We start from the raw sequence: 16,098 nt of genomic DNA, 5'->3' as shown, positions 1-16,098 counted from the left end.
CGCGACGTCGAGCCAAACGGCGGCGGCCGGCCACCCGCGAGGGGATGACCGGCCGCCGACTCGGGTGGCTCAGGCCACGCCGAGGTACGCCTCCTTGACCGACGGATCGTGCAGCAGGTCCTGACCGGACCCCTCCTTCACGATCTGACCGGTCTCCAGCACGTAGCCGCGGTGTGCCCGCGACAGCGCCTGCTGGGCGTTCTGCTCCACCAGCAGGATCGTGGTGCCCTGCTGGTTGATCTCGGTGATGATGTCGAAGATCTGCCGGATCACCAACGGGGCCAGCCCCATCGACGGCTCGTCGAGCAGCAGCAGCTTCGGTCGGCTCATCAGCGCCCGACCGACCGCGAGCATCTGCTGCTCGCCGCCGGAGAGGGTGCCACCGGCCTGCTTGCGCCGCTCGGCCAACCGCGGGAAGAGGGTCAGCACCCGCTCCAGGTCGGAGGCGATGCCGGCGGAGTCCCGCCGGGTGTACGCCCCCATGTCCAGGTTCTCCATGACCGTCATACCCGGGAAGATCTGCCGTCCCTCCGGCGACTGACACAGCCCCCGGACCACCCGCAGGTCGGCCCGGAGCTTGCTGATGTCCTCGCCGTTGAACGTGATCTTCCCGTCGGCCAGGGAGCGGGTGCCGGAGATGGCCCGCATGGTGGTGGTCTTACCGGCGCCGTTCGCGCCGATCAGGGCCACCACCTCACCCTCGTTGACGGTGAGGCTGATCCCGTGCAGCGCCTCGATCCGGCCGTACGCGACGGCGACGTTCTCCAGCTCAAGCAGCGTCATCGGCGGGCTCCCCCAGGTACGCGGCGATCACCTTCGGATCGCGGCTGACCTCCGCGGGCGCACCCTCGGCGATCTTACGGCCGAACTCCAGCACCACGATCCGGTCGGTGACCCCCATGACCAGCCGCATGTCGTGCTCGATGAGCAGGACGGTCAGGCCCATGTCACGGATCTTGCGGATCAGGCTGAGGAGTTCCTCCTTCTCCGCCGGGTTGAAGCCGGCGGCCGGCTCGTCCAGGCAGATCAGCTTCGGCTCGGTGGCCAACGCGCGGGCGATCTCCAACCGACGCTGGTAGCCGTACGGCAGGTTGCGCGCCTCGTCGTTGGCCCGGTCGGCGATCCCGACGAAGCGGAGCAGCTCGAGCGCCTTGTTCTCAGCCGCCCGCTCCTCCAGGATGTGCCGGGACAGGCCGAAGATCTTGGCGGCCGACAGGCGCACCTGCTGCCAGGTCCGGACGATCCCGGACGCGGCGGTGACCTGCGGCAGCTCCTCCGGCTTGGGCCGCACCCGGTAGAGCCGGAACAGCGCCCCGGGCACGCTCGTCTTGTGCCGGGAGTCGGTCCCGACCATGACGTTCTCCAGCGCCGTCATCTCCGGGAAGAGCCGGATGTTCTGGAACGTCCGGGAGATGCCCAACTGGCTGATCTGGTGCGGCTTGCGACCGGTCACCTTCTGGCCGCGGAACCGGACCGCGCCGGAGGTCGGCTTGTAGACCCCGGTCATCACGTTGAAGCTGGTGGTCTTGCCGGCGCCGTTCGGCCCGATGAGGCCGAGGATCTCGCCCTCGTAGATCTGAAAATTGATCTTGTCGAGGGCGACCACCCCGCCGAAGCGGAGCGTGACGTCATCGACTTCGAGCAGGACCGTCCGGGGCCCCGCCTGCGTCGGGATCTTCGGCGTGGTGGTGCTGGTGGACTGGTCAGACATGAGCGGGCGCCTCCTCTGCCTCTGCCGCGCGGTCCTTCAACTCGCGGGCACGCCGCCGGCTCGGGACCAGGCCCTGCGGACGCAGGATCATCACCAACACCATGGCCAGACCGAAGACCAACCACCGGTAGTCGGCGAAGTCGCGGAACCGCTCCGGCAGGTACGCCAGCAGCACCGCGCCGAGCGAGACGCCGATCATGTTGCCGGAACCACCGACCACCACCATGGCCACGAACAGGATGGACAGGTTCGCGTTGAACTGGGTCGGGTCGATGAACGCGTTCCGGCTGCCGAAGAGGAAGCCGGACAGGCCACCGAGCGCCGCACCGATGGCGAACGCCCAGAGCTTGAACTTGAACGGGTACACGCCCATCACCGCGGCGGCGTCCTCGTCCTCCCGCACGGCCAACCACGCCCGGCCGACCCGGCTGTGCTCCAGCCGACGGACCAGGAACACCATGATCAGTACGAACGTGATCGCCAACCAGTACCAGGGCTTCGCGTCGATCAGACCGAAGACCTTGTTGTCCGGCGACGGCGCGCCCTCGGGACCGGGGATGGCCGAGATACCGACCGGGCCGTTGGTCAGCCCGGTGGCGTTACGGGCCACGATGCGGATGATCTCGCCGAAGCCCAGCGTCACGATGGCCAGGTAGTCACCGCGCAGCCGCAGCGTCGGCCAGCCCAGCAGCACCCCGGAGATCATCGTCAGCACGATCGCGATGAACAGGCAGATCGCCCAGGTCACCGCCCAGGTCGGCGGCAGGTTGAACTCCTGCTGGATCCACTTCACCACCGGCGAGTTCACCGAGCCGAACAGCGCCACGCTGTACGCCCCGATGGCGAAGAAGCCGATGTAGCCCAGGTCGAGCAGGCCGGCGAGACCGACCACCACATTAAGGCCGATGGCGACCAGCACGTAGATGGCACAGACGAAGAGCACACCCGCCCAGTTGTTACCGCCCTCGATCGAGTCGGTACGCAACCAGGTCAGGCCCGGGATGCCAAGCAGGGGCAGGTAGTAGAGGAACGCCACGAAGGCGGCGAGCCCGAGGGCCTGCTGCCACTTCGTCAGCGCCCGCCAGCGGTCGCCGACCGAGGTCAGCATGCCGACCCGACGGCGGTCTGCGGTGCGAATCTTGTCGATCATGCGCGGGCCCTCCCGAGCGACTCACCCAACAGGCCGGTGGGCCGGAACATCAGCACCACGATCAGCACCACGAAGGCGATGACGTCCTCCCAGTTGGACGCGAAGAGCGTGGCGCCGTAGACCTCGACGATGCCGAGGAAGAGACCACCCAGCAGCGCGCCGCGCAGGTTGCCGATGCCACCGAGCACGGCGGCGGTGAACGCCTTCAGGCCGAGCACGAAGCCGATGCTGTTCTGGGTGAAGCCGAACCGCATGCTCCACAACAGCGCGGCGGCGCCGGCCATGATGCCACCGAGCACGAAGATCAGCATGATCACGCGCTCCTGGTTGACGCCCATCAGCGCGGCGGTCTCCGGGTTCTGGGCCACCGCCCGCACGCCCCGGCCGTACCGGGTGCGGTTGATGAACCAGTCCAGCACCGCCATCATCGCCACCGCCGCCACGAAGACGATCAGCTGGATGTTCGTGATCGCGGTGTTGCCGATGGTGAACAGGGTTTCCTGCTGGATGATCGTCGGCATACCGACGATCTGACGGGGCCGGCCGAACGCCTCCGGCAACACGCCGCCGAGCAGCTTCGGCAGCACCTGGCCGAAGAGTTCCACGAAGACCAGCGACAGGCCGATCGCGGTGATCAGGAAGATCAGCGGCGGCGCGTTCTTCCGCCGCAACGGCCGGTACGCGATCCGCTCGAGGGCCAGAGCCGTACCGCCCGAGGCGACCGCCGCGACGATCAGACCGAGCACCAGGAACAGGATCGCCTGGCCGACAGGCGGGTTATTTTTCACCCCGAGTTGGGTCCACAGGATCAGCACCGAGAAGGTACCGACCATGAACACCTCGGAGTGCGCAAAGTTGATCAGACGAAGGACGCCGTAGACGAGGGTGTAGCCAAGGGCGATCAGGGCGTAGATGGCGCCCTTGGACAGGCCATCGACCGTGTGCTGGCCGAGATGGCCGATCAGTTCATCGAAATGCACCGGGGGTCTCCTTGAATCGAGAGCGGCCGGGGTGAAACACCCCGGCCGCACTCCATTTCGTGGGCGTCAGCTGAGCTTGAGCTCCTGCAGCGCCTCGATAGCGTTGCCCTTGATCTGGTAGGCCCAGATGACAACCTTCGTCGGGTCGACGTCACCCTTGGAGTCGAACTTGATGTACTTCGACACACCCTGCTTGTCGTACGACTTCACGAACGCCAGGATGTCCGCCCGGCTCTTCTTGCCAGCCTTGAAGGCGTCCAGGTAGACGGTCGCGCCGTCGAAGCCCTCAGCGCCGTAGGAGCCCGGCGGGATGCCGTACTCCTTCTGGTAGTCGGCGGAGAAGGTGCCGCCGGCCTTGTCGGCCGGGAGGCACGGGCAGGTGATGATCGCGCCCTCGGCGCCACCGGAGGCACCCGACGGGAACGCGGTGTCGTAGAGACCGTCCGGGCCGACGAACTTGGCCTGGACACCAGCGGCACGCATCTGCTTCACCAGCGGAGCGGCCTCACGGGTGTAGCCGCCGTAGAAGACGAAGTCGGCCTGCGCGGACTTGATCTTGGAGATGGTGGCGTCGAACTGCGCCTGCCGCTCCTGGATCTTGTCCTTGTTCACGACCAGCGGGCCGAGCTGCTTGCCCAGCTCATCGGTGATGCCCGCGCCGTACGCGCTGGCGTCATCGATCATGAAGACCTTCTTCGCGTTCTGGGTCTTCAGGTAGCTGGCCACGGCACCGGCCTGCGTGCCGTCGTTACCGACCACCCGGTAGAAGGACGTGTTGCCCTTCTGGGTCAGGTCCGTGCGGGTCGCCGACGGGCTGACCATCGCCAGGCCAGCAGCCTGGTAGATCGGCATCGTCGCGTCCGACTCACCGGAGAAGTGACCACCGATGACACCGAGGAACGAGTTGTCCCCCGCGATCTGGTTCGCGAACGGGGTCGCCACCGCGGGGTCACCCTGGGTGTCGAACTCCTGCATCGTGACCTTGCAGTTCGGGTTCGCCGCGTTGAACTGCTTCACGGCCAGCTTCGCGCCGTTCAGCGACGGGATCACCAGACCCGCGTTGTCACCCGTGAACGCACCGAAGATCGCAATCTTGCCACCGCAGTCACCCGACGCGGTCCCACCGTCGCCGCCACCGGAATCCTGGCAACCAGCCGCAACCACCAGGGTCGCGGCGAGCGCCACGGTACCCAGCGCCCGTACATAGCTTCGCCTCACGGCTTCCTGACCTCCTCGAGATGCGGACGCGGCTGACCCGAAGCGACGGCGACAGCAGCTGACCCGCAATTCCACCCACCCCGCAGGGACTCCCCCTGCGTTACGGCTCGTGATGGCGGAGCGTACCGACACGACATACCGTCCCGGAAGGCCTGAAGGCTGGGTCTGCGAAACCGTTACGAAGACGTGGGCAATCATGTCGATGTCCGTAACAGGTGAATCCGCCAGACGGTCCTTAAATCCACGTCCGGTCGAAGTCCACCCGCACCAACCCGGACCGCTCGCACCTGACAAGAAGCCGACTGACCTGCGGAAACGTCCGCGTGGGTCGCGCACCGGGGTGAAGCGTCACCGCACCATCGCCGTTCAGGCGCCCGGGCCGGCCGCCCACCACAACCCGGCGCGGGTGCCGTCGTCCGCCGCCAACCACCACCGGTCACCCACCGCCACCAGCGTCACGTCCCGATCAACGCCCGCCGGCACATCGAGTGGCGTCGCCGCCTCCCGCCACGACCCACCCCGATCGGTCGACACCCACACCGAATGCCGCGCCCCGTCCGTCACCGCGGCGAACAGACTGCCGCCGGACGACACCAGCGACCCCACCCCCGGCACCCCGGCCCCAGCCCGCCGCCCGAACGTCCCGGCGGCCACCCAACCCGCCGCCTCCTGCCGCCACGCGCCGAACGTCCCCCCACGCAGCCCGACCGCCACCGGCACGCCGTCGGCCAGCACCACCCGCTGCATCTCCTCGTACTCCGACCCACCCGGCAACACCGTGCGCCGCCACGACCGCCCGTCCGGAGACGACCACACCGCCGGGTCACGGTCGATCCGGCCAGCCGGCAACAAACCCCCCACCGCCAACCACCCCGACGACGTCGCCACCGCGTCGAACGCCCAGGTCACCCCCACCGCGTCACTGGCCAACTCCGGTGCACCCTCGACCAGCGCGAACTCCGCGGCGTCCGGCGACCCCACCCAGGACGCGGCACCCGCCGACCGGTTACCGACGATCAACCAACCCCGCGGACCGGCCGCCAACCGGGACACGTTCACCGCCGTCGGCCCGCCGTACGTCTCGAACGACGCCTGCACCTCGACCAACGCCCCGTCGGCCACCTGCCGCCACGTGCTCACCCGCGGATATCCGTGCGCACCACCGACCTTCGCGCCGATCAACGCCACCTGCCCGTCCCGGCAGGCCGCCGACAGGAACACGTTCTGCCGCCCGTAGAACGAATCCGGACGCACCGTCAGCACCGTCCACGTCGTACCGTCCACGCTGGTCCAGGCCGCCGGGCGCGTGCCACCGGCGGCGTCCACGACGCCACCGACCACGAACCACCGACCCGCGCACGACGCCGCGTCCCGCACAAGCGGACGGCCCGGGCCATCCGGCGGCGCCGGCAACGTCAGCGGCTGCCAACCCGGCCGCAGCGCCGGCGCGGCGGCCGTCGTCGACCCCCCGCCGCTCGGCGCGGCCGGCCCGTCGCACCCGGAAAGCAGCAGCGCGAAGAGGCCGAACACCGCGATCACCCGTCGGACGGACACCCGTCGATGCTAGCCACCAGACCCCGCGCACGGTGGCCCAGCGCAGCCCGTTGTCACCAGGAGCGCTCAGACGGTCGGCTGCTGCGACACCTCGCCGCCGGCGGTCTCCGCGAGGATCCGCTCGGCGACCTCTTTCATGGTCATCCGGTGGTCCATCGCCGTGCGCTGGATCCACTTGAACGCCTGCGGCTCGGTCATCCCGTACGTGGTCATCAGCGCGCCCTTGGCGCGCTCCACCGACTTACGGATCTCCAGGCGGTCGGTCAGGCTGGCGACCTCCGCCTCCAGGGCCGCGACCTCCGAGTAACGCGACAGCGCGATCTCCACCGCCGGGACCAGGTCGCTCTTCTGGAAAGGCTTCACGAGGTACGCCATCGCGCCCGCCGCCCGCGCCCGCTCCACCAGGTCACGCTGGCTGAACGCGGTCAGAATGATCACCGGGGCGATCCGGGCGCCGGCGATGCGCTCGGCGGCGGCCAGCCCGTCCATGATCGGCATCTTGATGTCGAGGATGACGAGATCGGGCTTCAACTCCTCGGCGAGGCGCACGGCTGTCTCGCCGTCACCGGCCTCCCCCACCACCTCGTAGCCCTCTTCGACAAGCATCTCGGCGAGGTCCAGCCGGATCAGCGCCTCGTCCTCGGCGATCAGTACGCGCCTGCGCTCGGCATCCGTCGGCATCTCAGCCACCAGCCCTACCCCCACCAGTTCGAACGCGGCACCCGCCCAGCCGGGTGTCACCGCCCTCAGCGTAGTAGGTAACCTATGGGAGGCCACCAGAGCATTCGGCCAAGCGTCCCCGTATTCCAACCGGCAGAGAAGCGGAGCTCAAACCTCCGACAGTGTGGGTTCGAATCCCACCGGGGGCACCAAACTTGTCGTACGGCTGTTCCAAAATCGTGCTGTGCACCTACCTGAACTGCGCCTACGAGCACGGCAGCAGCACCTCGCCGGCAGCACGGTCGCTGAGGTCGCCCGACGACTGAGACTTCCCTATCCGACCGTCCGCGGCTGGTGCAGGGGGCAGGCTGAGCCACAACAGCAGGGCACCGAGTCCCGTTGCTTCCGCTGCCGGCCCAACGTCAACATTCAGACAGATCCGTCTTCATACCTATACCTGCTCGGCCTCTACCTGGGCGACGGTCATCTCGTCACGTCCGCCCGGGTCCCGGTGCTTCGCATCGCCTGCAGCGACAGCTGGCCAGGCCTGATCGAGGCCTGTGACGCCGCTATGCGAGCGGTGCTAGCCGCGAGGGTGCAGCGCGTCCGGCAGGTCGGCTGCGTCAGCGTGCAAAGTTCCGGCAAGCACTGGCCGTGTCTGCTCCCCCAGCACGGCCCTGGCAAGAAACACGAACGCCCAATCATCTTGGCCGACTGGCAGCGCGATCTCGTGACGGCACACCCGGGCGACTTCCTGCGCGGGCTGTTCCACTCCGACGGCTGTCGGTTCGCCAACCGGGTGACCGTGCGCGGCAAGGCGTACGTCTACCCGCGCTACATGTTCGTCAACGAGTCGGCCGACATCATGGCGCTCTGCCAGTGGAGCCTCGACCTGCTCGGCGTCGCCTGGCGGATGAACCGACGCAACTCGCTGTCGGTGGCGCGACGCCACGCGGTCGCCACGCTGGACCGGCACGTCGGCCCGAAGTCCTGACCGCTACCCGCGCGAACCACGCCGACCGTGGGAGCCTGGCTGACGCGCGGGCGGATGGCCGGTGGCAGCGGCGACGACAGGGGTGAGGTCTGATGCGGGTGGTTGTCTTCGGTGCGACCGGGATGGTCGGTCAGGGCGTGTTGCGCGAGTGCCTGCTCGCCGACGACGTGCGGGAGGTGCTGACTGTCGGTCGGCGGCCGACCGGTCGGCAGGATCCGAAGCTGCGGGAGTTCACGGTTGCCGACGTGGGCGAGTTGGACGCGATGCGGGCGGAGTTGACCGGGGTCGACGCGTGTTTCTACTGCCTGGGGGTGTCCTCGTTGGGTCTGGACGAGGCCGCGTACACGCGGGTCAGCTACGACTACCCGTTGGCGGCGGCGCGGTTGTTCGCGGAGGTGAGCCCGCAGGTCACGTTCGTCTACGTCTCGGGTCAGGGGACCGACTCGTCGGGTCAGGGTCGGGTGATGTGGGCGCGGGTCAAGGGTCGCGCCGAGAACGCGATCATGGATCTGCTGCCCAACGGTTACGCGGCGCGGCCGGGGTTCATCCAGCCGACGTACGGGGCGGTGTCGAGGACGCGGTGGTACCGGTTCGGGTACGCGGTCACGCGTCCGCTCTTCCCGGTGCTGCGTCGGTTGCTGCCGAACCAGGTCACCACGACCGACGGGATCGGTCGGGCGATGTTGCGGGTGGCTCGGCAGGGTTCGCCCGTGCGGGTGTTGGGCAACCGCGAGTTGCGCTGACCGGTCAGGTGATCGTGTCGAGGGCCTGGGCGAGATCGGTGCGCAGGTCCTCGGGGTCTTCGAGGCCGACCGAGAGGCGCAGCAGGGCTGCGGCGGGCTTGGCGTCGCCCTCGACCGGCCGGTGGGTGAGGGAGGCGGGGTGCTGGATAAGGGTGTCCACCCCGCCGAGGGACACCGCGTGGGTGATGAGGCGGCAGGCGCCGGCGACGGCGGCCGCGGCGGGCGCGCCGCCGCGTACCTCGAAGGCGAGCAGGCTGCCGGGTCCGGCCATCTGACGCCCGACCAGCGCCGCCGGGTCGTGCACCGAGGGGTGGTGCACCCGGTGTACGGCGGGGTGGCTGGCGAGCCAACCGGCGAGTTTCTCGGCGGTGGCCTGTTGGGCGCGGACCCGCAGCGGCAGGGTTTGCAGGCCGCGGTGCAGCAGGTAGCCGCCGAGGGGGTGCAGGATCGCGCCGGTGACCGCGCGGACCTGGCGTAGCCGCACGGCCCAGGTGTCGTCGCAGGCGACGACGCCGGCGAGGACGTCGCCGTGCCCGCCGATGCTCTTGGTGGCGCTGTGCAGGACGAGGGTGGCGCCGTGCCGGGCGGGTTGTTGCAGGACGGGGGTGGCGACGGTGTTGTCGACCAGCAGCGGGATGTCGCCGGCCTCGGCGGCGAGGGCGGCGATGTCGACCAGGTCAAGGGTGGGGTTGGCGGGTGTCTCGACGATGACGAGTGCGGTGTCGGGGCGGATGGCGGCGGCGACCTCGTCGGGGCGTGTCCAGGTGACGGTGGTGCCGAGCAGGCCGGTGGCGAGGACGTGGTCGGTGCCGCCGTAGAGGGGTCGGACGGCGACGACGTGCCGGTGGTCGTCGCGGGCGGCGGCGAGCAGGGTGGCGGTGAGGGCGGCCATTCCGCTGGCGAAGGCGACGGCCTGGGCGGTGCCTTCCAGTTCGGCGAGGGCGGTTTCGAAGCGGGCGACGGTGGGGTTCCAGAGCCGTTGGTAGACGGCGCTGCCGTCGGCGGGGAGGGTGCCGCCGGTGGCGAGTTGTTCGTACGCGGCGCCGCCGTCGTCGACGGACGGCAGTGGGTTGGTGGTGGACAGGTCGATGGGTGGTACGTGCACGCCGAGGGTGCGGAGGTCGTCGCGGCCGGCGTGCACGGCCCGGGTGTCCATCGTTGTCATGGCGGTAGCGTCGAACATCTGGCTGCCAACGGGCAACAGTTCGGCAGATCATTCTGCGAATAGCATTTGTTTCGGTGCTGAGTTCGGGCGAGGATGTCGGAATGCTCCCTGAGCCGAATGATGTGCGGCCGTACCCGGCCCTGGACGAGGTGGACCGCGCGATCCTGACCGAGTTGGCCGCGGATGGCCGGCTGCCGAACAACGCCCTCGCCGAGCGGGTGGGTGTGGCGCCGTCGACGTGCCTGACGCGTACGCGGGCGCTGCGTGAGCGCGGTGCGATCCGTGGTTTCCACGCCGAGGTGGATCCGGCGGCGCTCGGTCTGCCGCTTCAGGCGTTGGTGTCGGTGCGGTTGACCGCGCACGAACGGGCGGCGGTGGACGCGTTCCGGGCCCGGTCCGTGCGGCTGCCGGGGGTGGTGTCGGTGTTCCACGTGGCCGGTGCGGAGGACTACGTGCTGCACGTGCGGGCGGCGTCCGGCGACGCGTTGCGGGACTTCGTGTTGGACCACCTGGCGGTCGACCCGGTGGTGCAGCACACCCAGACGAGTCTGATCTTCGAACAGGCGCGCGGGATGGGTTGAGCGGCGGGTGAGGTGGCCGACGAAAACCCGTATGCCGGAACAAAGCCGGCCGGCGACGGGTTGGCTGACCGTGTGATCACCGTACCGTTGTCTGTTCTTGATCTTGCCCCGGTCGCCAAGGGCACCACCGCTGGCGCGGCGTTGCAGGCCACCACCGAGTTGGCCCGGCGCACCGAGGAGTTGGGCTACCACCGGTTCTGGGTGGCCGAGCACCACAACATGCCGGCGATCGCCAGTTCGGCCCCCGCGGTGCTGCTGGCGCACCTGGCGGCGAACACGTCGACGATCCGGCTGGGCTCGGGCGGGGTGATGCTGCCCAACCACGCGCCGCTGGTGGTGGCCGAGCAGTTCGGCACCCTGGAGGCGCTGCACCCCGGTCGGATCGACCTGGGCATCGGGCGGGCGCCGGGCACCGACCAGGTGACCGCGCTGGCGTTGCGGCGCACCATGGAGGGCCTGTCGGCGGAGGGTTTCCCGCGCGAGCTGACGGACCTGATGAACTACTTCAGCGGGGAGAAACCGGGGCAGATCATCGCCACTCCGGGCCGCGGTGAGCAGCCGGCCGTGTGGCTTTTGGGCTCCAGCGGTTTCAGCGCCCAGCTCGCCGGCCTGCTCGGTCTGCCGTTCTCCTTCGCGCACCACTTCAGCTCGCAGAACACCCTGCCGGCGTTGGCCCTGTACCGGCAGAACTTCCGGCCGTCGCAGTGGCTGGACAAGCCGTACGCGATGGTGGCGGTCAACGCGGTGTGCGCGGAGACCGACGAGCGGGCCGAATGGCTGGCCGGGCCGAGCGCCCTGTCGTTCCTGAAGTTGCGCTCCGGGCGGCCGGAGCCGTTGTCGACGCCCGACGAGGCGGCGGCGTACCCGTACTCGGAGATCGAGCGGGAGTTCGTCCTGCAACGCCGTGACGGTCAGGCGATGGGCTCGCCGGAGACGGTGCGTCGACAGCTGACCGAGCTGGTGGAGCGCACCGGCGCGGACGAGCTGATGCTGACCACGCTGGTGTACGACGTGCAGGACCGGGTGCGGTCGTACGAGTTGATCGCCGAGCAGGTGGCGGGCGGTCTACGCCAGGACGCGTGAAACACGATCTTCACGTCAGCGTCACCCTGCCGACCCGGACGGTGCCTAATGTTGGTGCCGGTGGTGGTACGGCATTCCCGGTCGGGACGGGTTGGGAATGCCGCGGTGTGGCGCACCGGGCCGGAGCTGAGCGGATTCCGCGGCTGCGGCCCGGTGCCTGCCACCCTAGGCGACCCCGCTCGGGACCGCCAGGGTTTGCATCAACGTAGGTGGATGTCCGGCGTTGGTGGGGTGCCCATTCCGTTGCCGATGAAGAACCCCGGATGCGGCGGTTGGTTGTAGGCCGTGTTCTGCCACGCGATCGCCACCCGATACTGCGGGTCGTGCATCAGCGTGTAGATCCGGGTAGTGGTCGGGGTGGGTGTGCTGTACATGCGCAACGCCCGGCTGTCGGTGGTCCGCCAGACCACCTCCTCGCGCCAGTCACCCAGGATGTCGCCGGAGAGCGCCGGCGTGGACTTGGTGCCGTTGTTGGACGCCACCCCGCTGCCGTCGAGCAGCCGGGTCTCACCGCCGGTGCCGTACTTGTCGATCTTCGTGCCGTCGAGCAGTTCCCGCACCGGGTCGCCGTCCCACCAGGCGAGGAAGTTGGCCGAGGAGGGCTTGCGGCCCACGTTCTGCCCCCTGGTGTTGGACAGTCCGGCGACCGCTGACGACCACGACTCCGCGCCGGGGCTGCCCGCCCAGATGTCCGCGGAGACACCCCGGCCGTTGTCGCCGGACGCCGGCGTCGACCAGAGGACCTGACCGGTACGGGCGTCGGCGAAGTAGGAGCTGGGCTTGCTGGCGTCCTCGTCGACCTTGAACACCTCCAGGCCGGCGCGGCCCGGGTCCAGGTCCCCGACGTGCAGGGCGTCGCCGTGGCCGTTGCCCGTCGAGTGGAGCAGTCGGCCGTTGTCGTCGATGGTGGCGGCCCCGTACACGATCTCCTGGCGACCGTCGGCGTCGACGTCTGCGACGGAGAGCTGGTGGTTGCCCTGACCGGCGGCGGCGCCGTTGCCGGAGGAGTTCGAGTCGAACGTCCAGCGCTTGCGCAGCGTGCCGTCGCGGAAGTCCCAGGCCGCGATCACCGCGCGGGTGTAGTAGCCCCGGGCCATGATCAGCGAGGGGCGCTGCCCGTCCAGGTACGCGGTGCCGGCGAGGAAGCGGTCCACCCGGTTGCCGTACGAGTCACCCCAGGACGACACGGTGCCGCGCGGCGGGTCGTAGTTGACTGTGGAGGCGACCGCGCCGGTCTGCCCGTTGAACATGGTCAGGTACTCCGGGCCGGACAGCACGTAGCCGCTGGAGTTGCGGTAGTCCGCCGAGGACGAGCCGATGAGCTGGCCGGTGCCGGAACGGGTGCCGTCGGCGGTCTTCATGGCCACCTCGGCGCGGCCGTCACCGTCGTAGTCGTACACCTGGAACTGGGTGTAGTGGGCGCCGGCCCGGATGTTGCGGCCCAGGTCGATCCGCCACAACCGGGAGCCGGTCAGGGTGTACGCGTCAACGTAGACGTTGCCGGTGTAGCCGGACTGGGAGTTGTCCTTGGCGTTCGACGGCTCCCACTTGAGCACGATCTCGTAGCTGCCGTCGCCGTTGAGATCACCGACGGAGGCGTCGCTGGCGCTGTAGGAGTAGCTCTCGCCACTGGGGGTGCTGCCCCCGGCCGGGACCTGCAACGGCACGTCCAGGTAGCCCGCGCCGAACTGCAACGCCGGTGCCGACGCCGCCTGCTCGGCGCCGCCCACCACGGCCCGCACGGTGTACGCGGAGCCGGCCGCCGCGCCGCTGTCGAGGTAGTTGGTGGCGCCGGTGATCGGGCTGGCGTTGACCCTGGTGGATCCCCGGTAGAGGTTGAACGCCACCCCGGAGGTCTCGGTGCCGAGCAGCCGCCAGGAGACCAGGTTGCCGCTGCCGGAGCGAACGCTGATCAGCCCTCGGTCCAGGTCCTCCATCTGCACCAGCCCGGCGGCAGGCGGAGGCGTGGTCGGGGGTGGCGTGGTGGGTGGCGGGGTGGTCGGTGGCGGGGTGGTCGGCTCGTCGGTGGGTGGGGCGCCGGTGCAGGTGGTGCCGTTGAGCGCGAAGCTGCTCGGCACCGGGTTGCTGCCGGTCCACGAACCGTTGAAACCGAACGCGGCACTGCCGTTCGTGGCGATGGCGACGTTGTGGTCGACGTTGCGCGCGGTGACCTGGGCGCCGGACTGGGTGACGGTGGCGTTCCACGCCCGGGTGACCTGTTGGCCCGCCGCGTACGACCAGGTGAGCGCCCACCCGTTGACCGGGTCGCCGAGGTTGGTGACGGTGACGTTGGCGCCGAAGCCGCCCTGCCACTGGTTGGTGATCTGATAATCGACCCGGCAGCCGACCGCGGCGGCCGAGGCGACGACCGTGCCGAGGGTGCCGGCCACGACGGTGGCCGCCGTCGTGGCGGCGAGCAGGATCAGCCGATGTCTGGACGGGTGCATGCACTGCCTCCGGGGATCCGGTGACGATCGCTGCGGCCCACCAGCCCTGCCCGGGGAAGCACGGTGGACCGACCCCACCGCGACGGCGGCGGACGGCGATCTGATCGGGGTGAAGCGCCCTGGAACTCACGGATCCGACTCACGGCGATCGTAAGGCAAGCGCTTTCCGCCGCGCAACATCGATGACCGTTGCTTGGTCGGAGTCTTGCCCCCGCGATCGATGCCTGATCAACTCGTCCGGGTGAGCGTTCACCACATGGACCCCGCCGAGTTCCGTCGCGCCGGCCACGCCGTCGTCGACTGGATCGCCGACTACTGGGCGACAGTGGAGCAACGGCCTGTCGCCCCGGCCGATCCCCCGGGCACGGTGGCCGCCGCGCTGCCCAGCGAGCCGCCCACCACCGGCGGCGAACCGGTCGAGGCGATCCTCGCCGACCTGGACTCGATCGTCGTACCGGGGCTGACCCACTGGCAGCACCCGGGCTTTTTCGGCTACTTCCCGGGCAACACCTCCGGCCCGAGTGTGCTCGGCGACCTGGTCAGCTCCGGCCTCGGCGTACAGGGCATGCTCTGGGCCTCCAGCCCGGCCTGCACCGAGCTGGAGACGGTGATGATGGACTGGCTGGCCCACCTGCTGGACCTGCCACCACGGTTCCGCTCGACCGGCACCGGCGGCGGGGTCATCCAGGACTCGGCCTCCTCGGCGACGCTGGTGGCCACCCTGGCCGCCCTGCACCGGGCCAGCGGCGGCCGCTGGCGGCACACCGGCATCGACCGGCGCTACCGCGCCTACACCTCCATCCACGGGCACTCGTCCATCGAAAAGGCGGTACGGATCGCCGGGCTGGGCAGCGACGGAGTCCGGCCGATCGACGTGGACCCGGACACCCAGGCGATGCTGCCGGGCGCGCTGCGGGCCGCGATCGAAGCCGACCTGGCCACCGGTGACGTACCGGCCATCGTGGTGGCGACCATCGGCACCACCTCCACCACCGCCGTCGACCCGCTGCCCGAGATCGGGGCCATCTGCGCCGAGTACGGAATCTGGCTACACGTGGACGCCGCGTACGCGGGCGCCGCCGCCGTCTGCCCCGAACTGCGGTGGTCGCACGCCGGCCTGGAGTACGCCGATTCGTACTGCTTCGACCCGCACAAGTGGCTGCTCACCGGCTTCGACTGCGACGCGTTCTGGGTGGCCGACCGCGCTGAACTGATCGAGGCGCTGACCGTCCTGCCGGAGTTCCTCCGCAACGCGGCCTCCGAATCCGGCGCGGTGATCGACTACCGGGACTGGCAGGTGCCACTCGGACGGCGGTTCCGGTCCCTCAAGCTGTGGTTCGTGCTGCGCTGGTACGGCGCCGAAGGGCTGCGGGCGCACATCCGCTCCGGGGTGGCGCTGGCCGAACGTTTCGCCGAGCGGATCCGCGCCGACGACCGGTTCGAGGTGGCCGCCGCGCACCCGTTCTCCCTGGTCTGCTTCCGACTGCGCGCCGACGACGACACCAACGCGGCGTTGCTGGCCTCGGCGAACGCCACCGGACGCGTACACCTGACACACACCCGCGTCGCCGGCCGCTACACGCTGCGGCTGGCGGTCGGCTCACCGCAGACCACCGAAGCGCACATCGACGAAGCCTGGGTCCTGCTCTCCAAGGCAGCCACCACCCTGCATACCCCCTAGTCCCGCCGCCGCCCCGCCCGCTCCCCGCACCTCCCGCGCTCCCGCGCCCCGCGGCCCCGCGCCCCGCGCCCCGCGCCCCCGCGCCCCCGCGCTCCGCGCCCCGCGCCCCGCGCCCCGCGCCAAGATCTGCG

At 69.8% G+C, this 16,098-nt stretch carries 14 protein-coding genes and 1 tRNA gene; 6 read left to right on the top strand and 9 right to left on the bottom strand.

Annotated elements, in window-relative coordinates; all coding sequences use genetic code 11:
• Nucleotides 1-69 precede the first annotated feature (69 nt).
• The 7 genes from ACIBD9_RS21295 to ACIBD9_RS21265 all read right to left on the bottom strand — a co-directional run bounded on the left by ACIBD9_RS21295 (nt 70) and on the right by ACIBD9_RS21265 (nt 7,303).
• Nucleotides 70-783: an ABC transporter ATP-binding protein gene (locus ACIBD9_RS21295; protein WP_396720040.1), complete on the bottom strand. Its 714-nt coding sequence runs from the start codon at nt 781-783 to the stop codon at nt 70-72.
• Nucleotides 770-1,711, bottom strand: a complete 942-nt coding sequence (locus ACIBD9_RS21290) for an ABC transporter ATP-binding protein (protein ID WP_396720038.1) — start codon at nt 1,709-1,711, stop codon at nt 770-772. Before ACIBD9_RS21290 ends, ACIBD9_RS21295 begins: the two co-directional genes overlap by 14 nt.
• Nucleotides 1,704-2,861: a branched-chain amino acid ABC transporter permease gene (locus tag ACIBD9_RS21285; RefSeq protein ID WP_396720036.1), complete on the bottom strand. Its 1,158-nt coding sequence runs from the start codon at nt 2,859-2,861 to the stop codon at nt 1,704-1,706. Before ACIBD9_RS21285 ends, ACIBD9_RS21290 begins: the two co-directional genes overlap by 8 nt.
• Nucleotides 2,858-3,841: a branched-chain amino acid ABC transporter permease gene (locus ACIBD9_RS21280; protein ID WP_238660938.1), complete on the bottom strand. Its 984-nt coding sequence runs from the start codon at nt 3,839-3,841 to the stop codon at nt 2,858-2,860. The genes ACIBD9_RS21285 and ACIBD9_RS21280 overlap by 4 nt, the downstream gene beginning before the upstream one ends.
• 66 nt (nt 3,842-3,907) lie before the next feature.
• Complete coding sequence (locus ACIBD9_RS21275; protein ID WP_396720034.1) at nt 3,908-5,059, bottom strand: branched-chain amino acid ABC transporter substrate-binding protein; 1,152 nt, start codon at nt 5,057-5,059, stop codon at nt 3,908-3,910.
• A gap of 366 nt (nt 5,060-5,425) precedes the next feature.
• Nucleotides 5,426-6,613, bottom strand: a complete 1,188-nt coding sequence (locus tag ACIBD9_RS21270) for a hypothetical protein (RefSeq protein ID WP_396720032.1) — start codon at nt 6,611-6,613, stop codon at nt 5,426-5,428.
• A gap of 66 nt (nt 6,614-6,679) precedes the next feature.
• Entirely contained in the window at nt 6,680-7,303 is a 624-nt protein-coding gene (locus tag ACIBD9_RS21265; RefSeq protein WP_130402813.1) for an ANTAR domain-containing response regulator, read from the bottom strand.
• A 105-nt stretch (nt 7,304-7,408) separates the two neighbouring features.
• Here ACIBD9_RS21265 and ACIBD9_RS21260 point away from each other — a divergent pair.
• The 3 genes from ACIBD9_RS21260 to ACIBD9_RS21250 all read left to right on the top strand — a co-directional run bounded on the left by ACIBD9_RS21260 (nt 7,409) and on the right by ACIBD9_RS21250 (nt 9,010).
• Nucleotides 7,409-7,485: transfer RNA gene (locus tag ACIBD9_RS21260), tRNA-Leu, on the top strand.
• Nucleotides 7,486-8,003: 518 nt separating this feature from the next.
• Nucleotides 8,004-8,267 carry a hypothetical protein gene (locus tag ACIBD9_RS21255; RefSeq protein ID WP_396720030.1) on the top strand — a complete coding sequence of 88 codons (264 nt, stop codon included), beginning with the start codon at nt 8,004-8,006 and terminating at the stop codon, nt 8,265-8,267.
• Between the two features lie 92 nt (nt 8,268-8,359).
• The gene (locus tag ACIBD9_RS21250; protein ID WP_396720028.1) at nt 8,360-9,010 is read left to right on the top strand and encodes an NAD-dependent epimerase/dehydratase family protein; all 651 of its coding nucleotides are present in this window, start codon (nt 8,360-8,362) and stop codon (nt 9,008-9,010) included.
• A 4-nt stretch (nt 9,011-9,014) separates the two neighbouring features.
• Here ACIBD9_RS21250 and ACIBD9_RS21245 read toward each other — a convergent pair whose 3' ends face one another.
• Nucleotides 9,015-10,193, bottom strand: coding sequence for a trans-sulfuration enzyme family protein (locus tag ACIBD9_RS21245; protein WP_396720026.1), 1,179 nt, complete (start codon nt 10,191-10,193; stop codon nt 9,015-9,017).
• An 83-nt stretch (nt 10,194-10,276) separates the two neighbouring features.
• Between ACIBD9_RS21245 and ACIBD9_RS21240 the strand changes: the two genes are divergently transcribed.
• On the top strand, nt 10,277-10,756 hold the full coding sequence (locus tag ACIBD9_RS21240) for an Lrp/AsnC family transcriptional regulator (RefSeq protein WP_396720024.1): 480 nt from the start codon (nt 10,277-10,279) through the stop codon (nt 10,754-10,756).
• Between the two features lie 72 nt (nt 10,757-10,828).
• Nucleotides 10,829-11,839: an LLM class flavin-dependent oxidoreductase gene (locus tag ACIBD9_RS21235; RefSeq protein WP_396720022.1), complete on the top strand. Its 1,011-nt coding sequence runs from the start codon at nt 10,829-10,831 to the stop codon at nt 11,837-11,839.
• A gap of 200 nt (nt 11,840-12,039) precedes the next feature.
• Here ACIBD9_RS21235 and ACIBD9_RS21230 read toward each other — a convergent pair whose 3' ends face one another.
• Nucleotides 12,040-14,286 (bottom strand): cellulose binding domain-containing protein, encoded by a 2,247-nt coding sequence (locus tag ACIBD9_RS21230; protein ID WP_396720020.1) that lies wholly within the window; start codon nt 14,284-14,286, stop codon nt 12,040-12,042.
• A gap of 256 nt (nt 14,287-14,542) precedes the next feature.
• Here ACIBD9_RS21230 and ACIBD9_RS21225 point away from each other — a divergent pair, with 256 nt between their 5' ends.
• Nucleotides 14,543-15,967 carry a pyridoxal-dependent decarboxylase gene (locus tag ACIBD9_RS21225; RefSeq protein ID WP_396720018.1) on the top strand — a complete coding sequence of 475 codons (1,425 nt, stop codon included), beginning with the start codon at nt 14,543-14,545 and terminating at the stop codon, nt 15,965-15,967.
• The last annotated feature ends 131 nt before the right edge of the window (nt 15,968-16,098 follow it).

Origin of the sequence: Micromonospora sp. NPDC050784 (assembly GCF_044456765.1) — a bacterium.
GTDB lineage: Bacteria > Actinomycetota > Actinomycetes > Mycobacteriales > Micromonosporaceae > Micromonospora > Micromonospora foliorum.
The sequence above is the reverse complement of the archived record's forward strand: the minus strand, read 5'-3'. Positions and strand labels throughout refer to the sequence as shown.

Coding starts and splice junctions, on each gene's coding strand:
- ACIBD9_RS21290 (WP_396720038.1), bottom strand. CDS start 1,711: ATGTCTGACCAGTCCACCAGCACCACCACGCCGAAGATCCCGACGCAG.
- ACIBD9_RS21295 (WP_396720040.1), bottom strand. CDS start 783: ATGACGCTGCTTGAGCTGGAGAACGTCGCCGTCGCGTACGGCCGGATC.
- ACIBD9_RS21240 (WP_396720024.1), top strand. CDS start 10,277: ATGCTCCCTGAGCCGAATGATGTGCGGCCGTACCCGGCCCTGGACGAG.
- ACIBD9_RS21285 (WP_396720036.1), bottom strand. CDS start 2,861: ATGATCGACAAGATTCGCACCGCAGACCGCCGTCGGGTCGGCATGCTG.
- ACIBD9_RS21230 (WP_396720020.1), bottom strand. CDS start 14,286: ATGCACCCGTCCAGACATCGGCTGATCCTGCTCGCCGCCACGACGGCG.
- ACIBD9_RS21245 (WP_396720026.1), bottom strand. CDS start 10,193: ATGTTCGACGCTACCGCCATGACAACGATGGACACCCGGGCCGTGCAC.
- ACIBD9_RS21225 (WP_396720018.1), top strand. CDS start 14,543: ATGGACCCCGCCGAGTTCCGTCGCGCCGGCCACGCCGTCGTCGACTGG.
- ACIBD9_RS21250 (WP_396720028.1), top strand. CDS start 8,360: ATGCGGGTGGTTGTCTTCGGTGCGACCGGGATGGTCGGTCAGGGCGTG.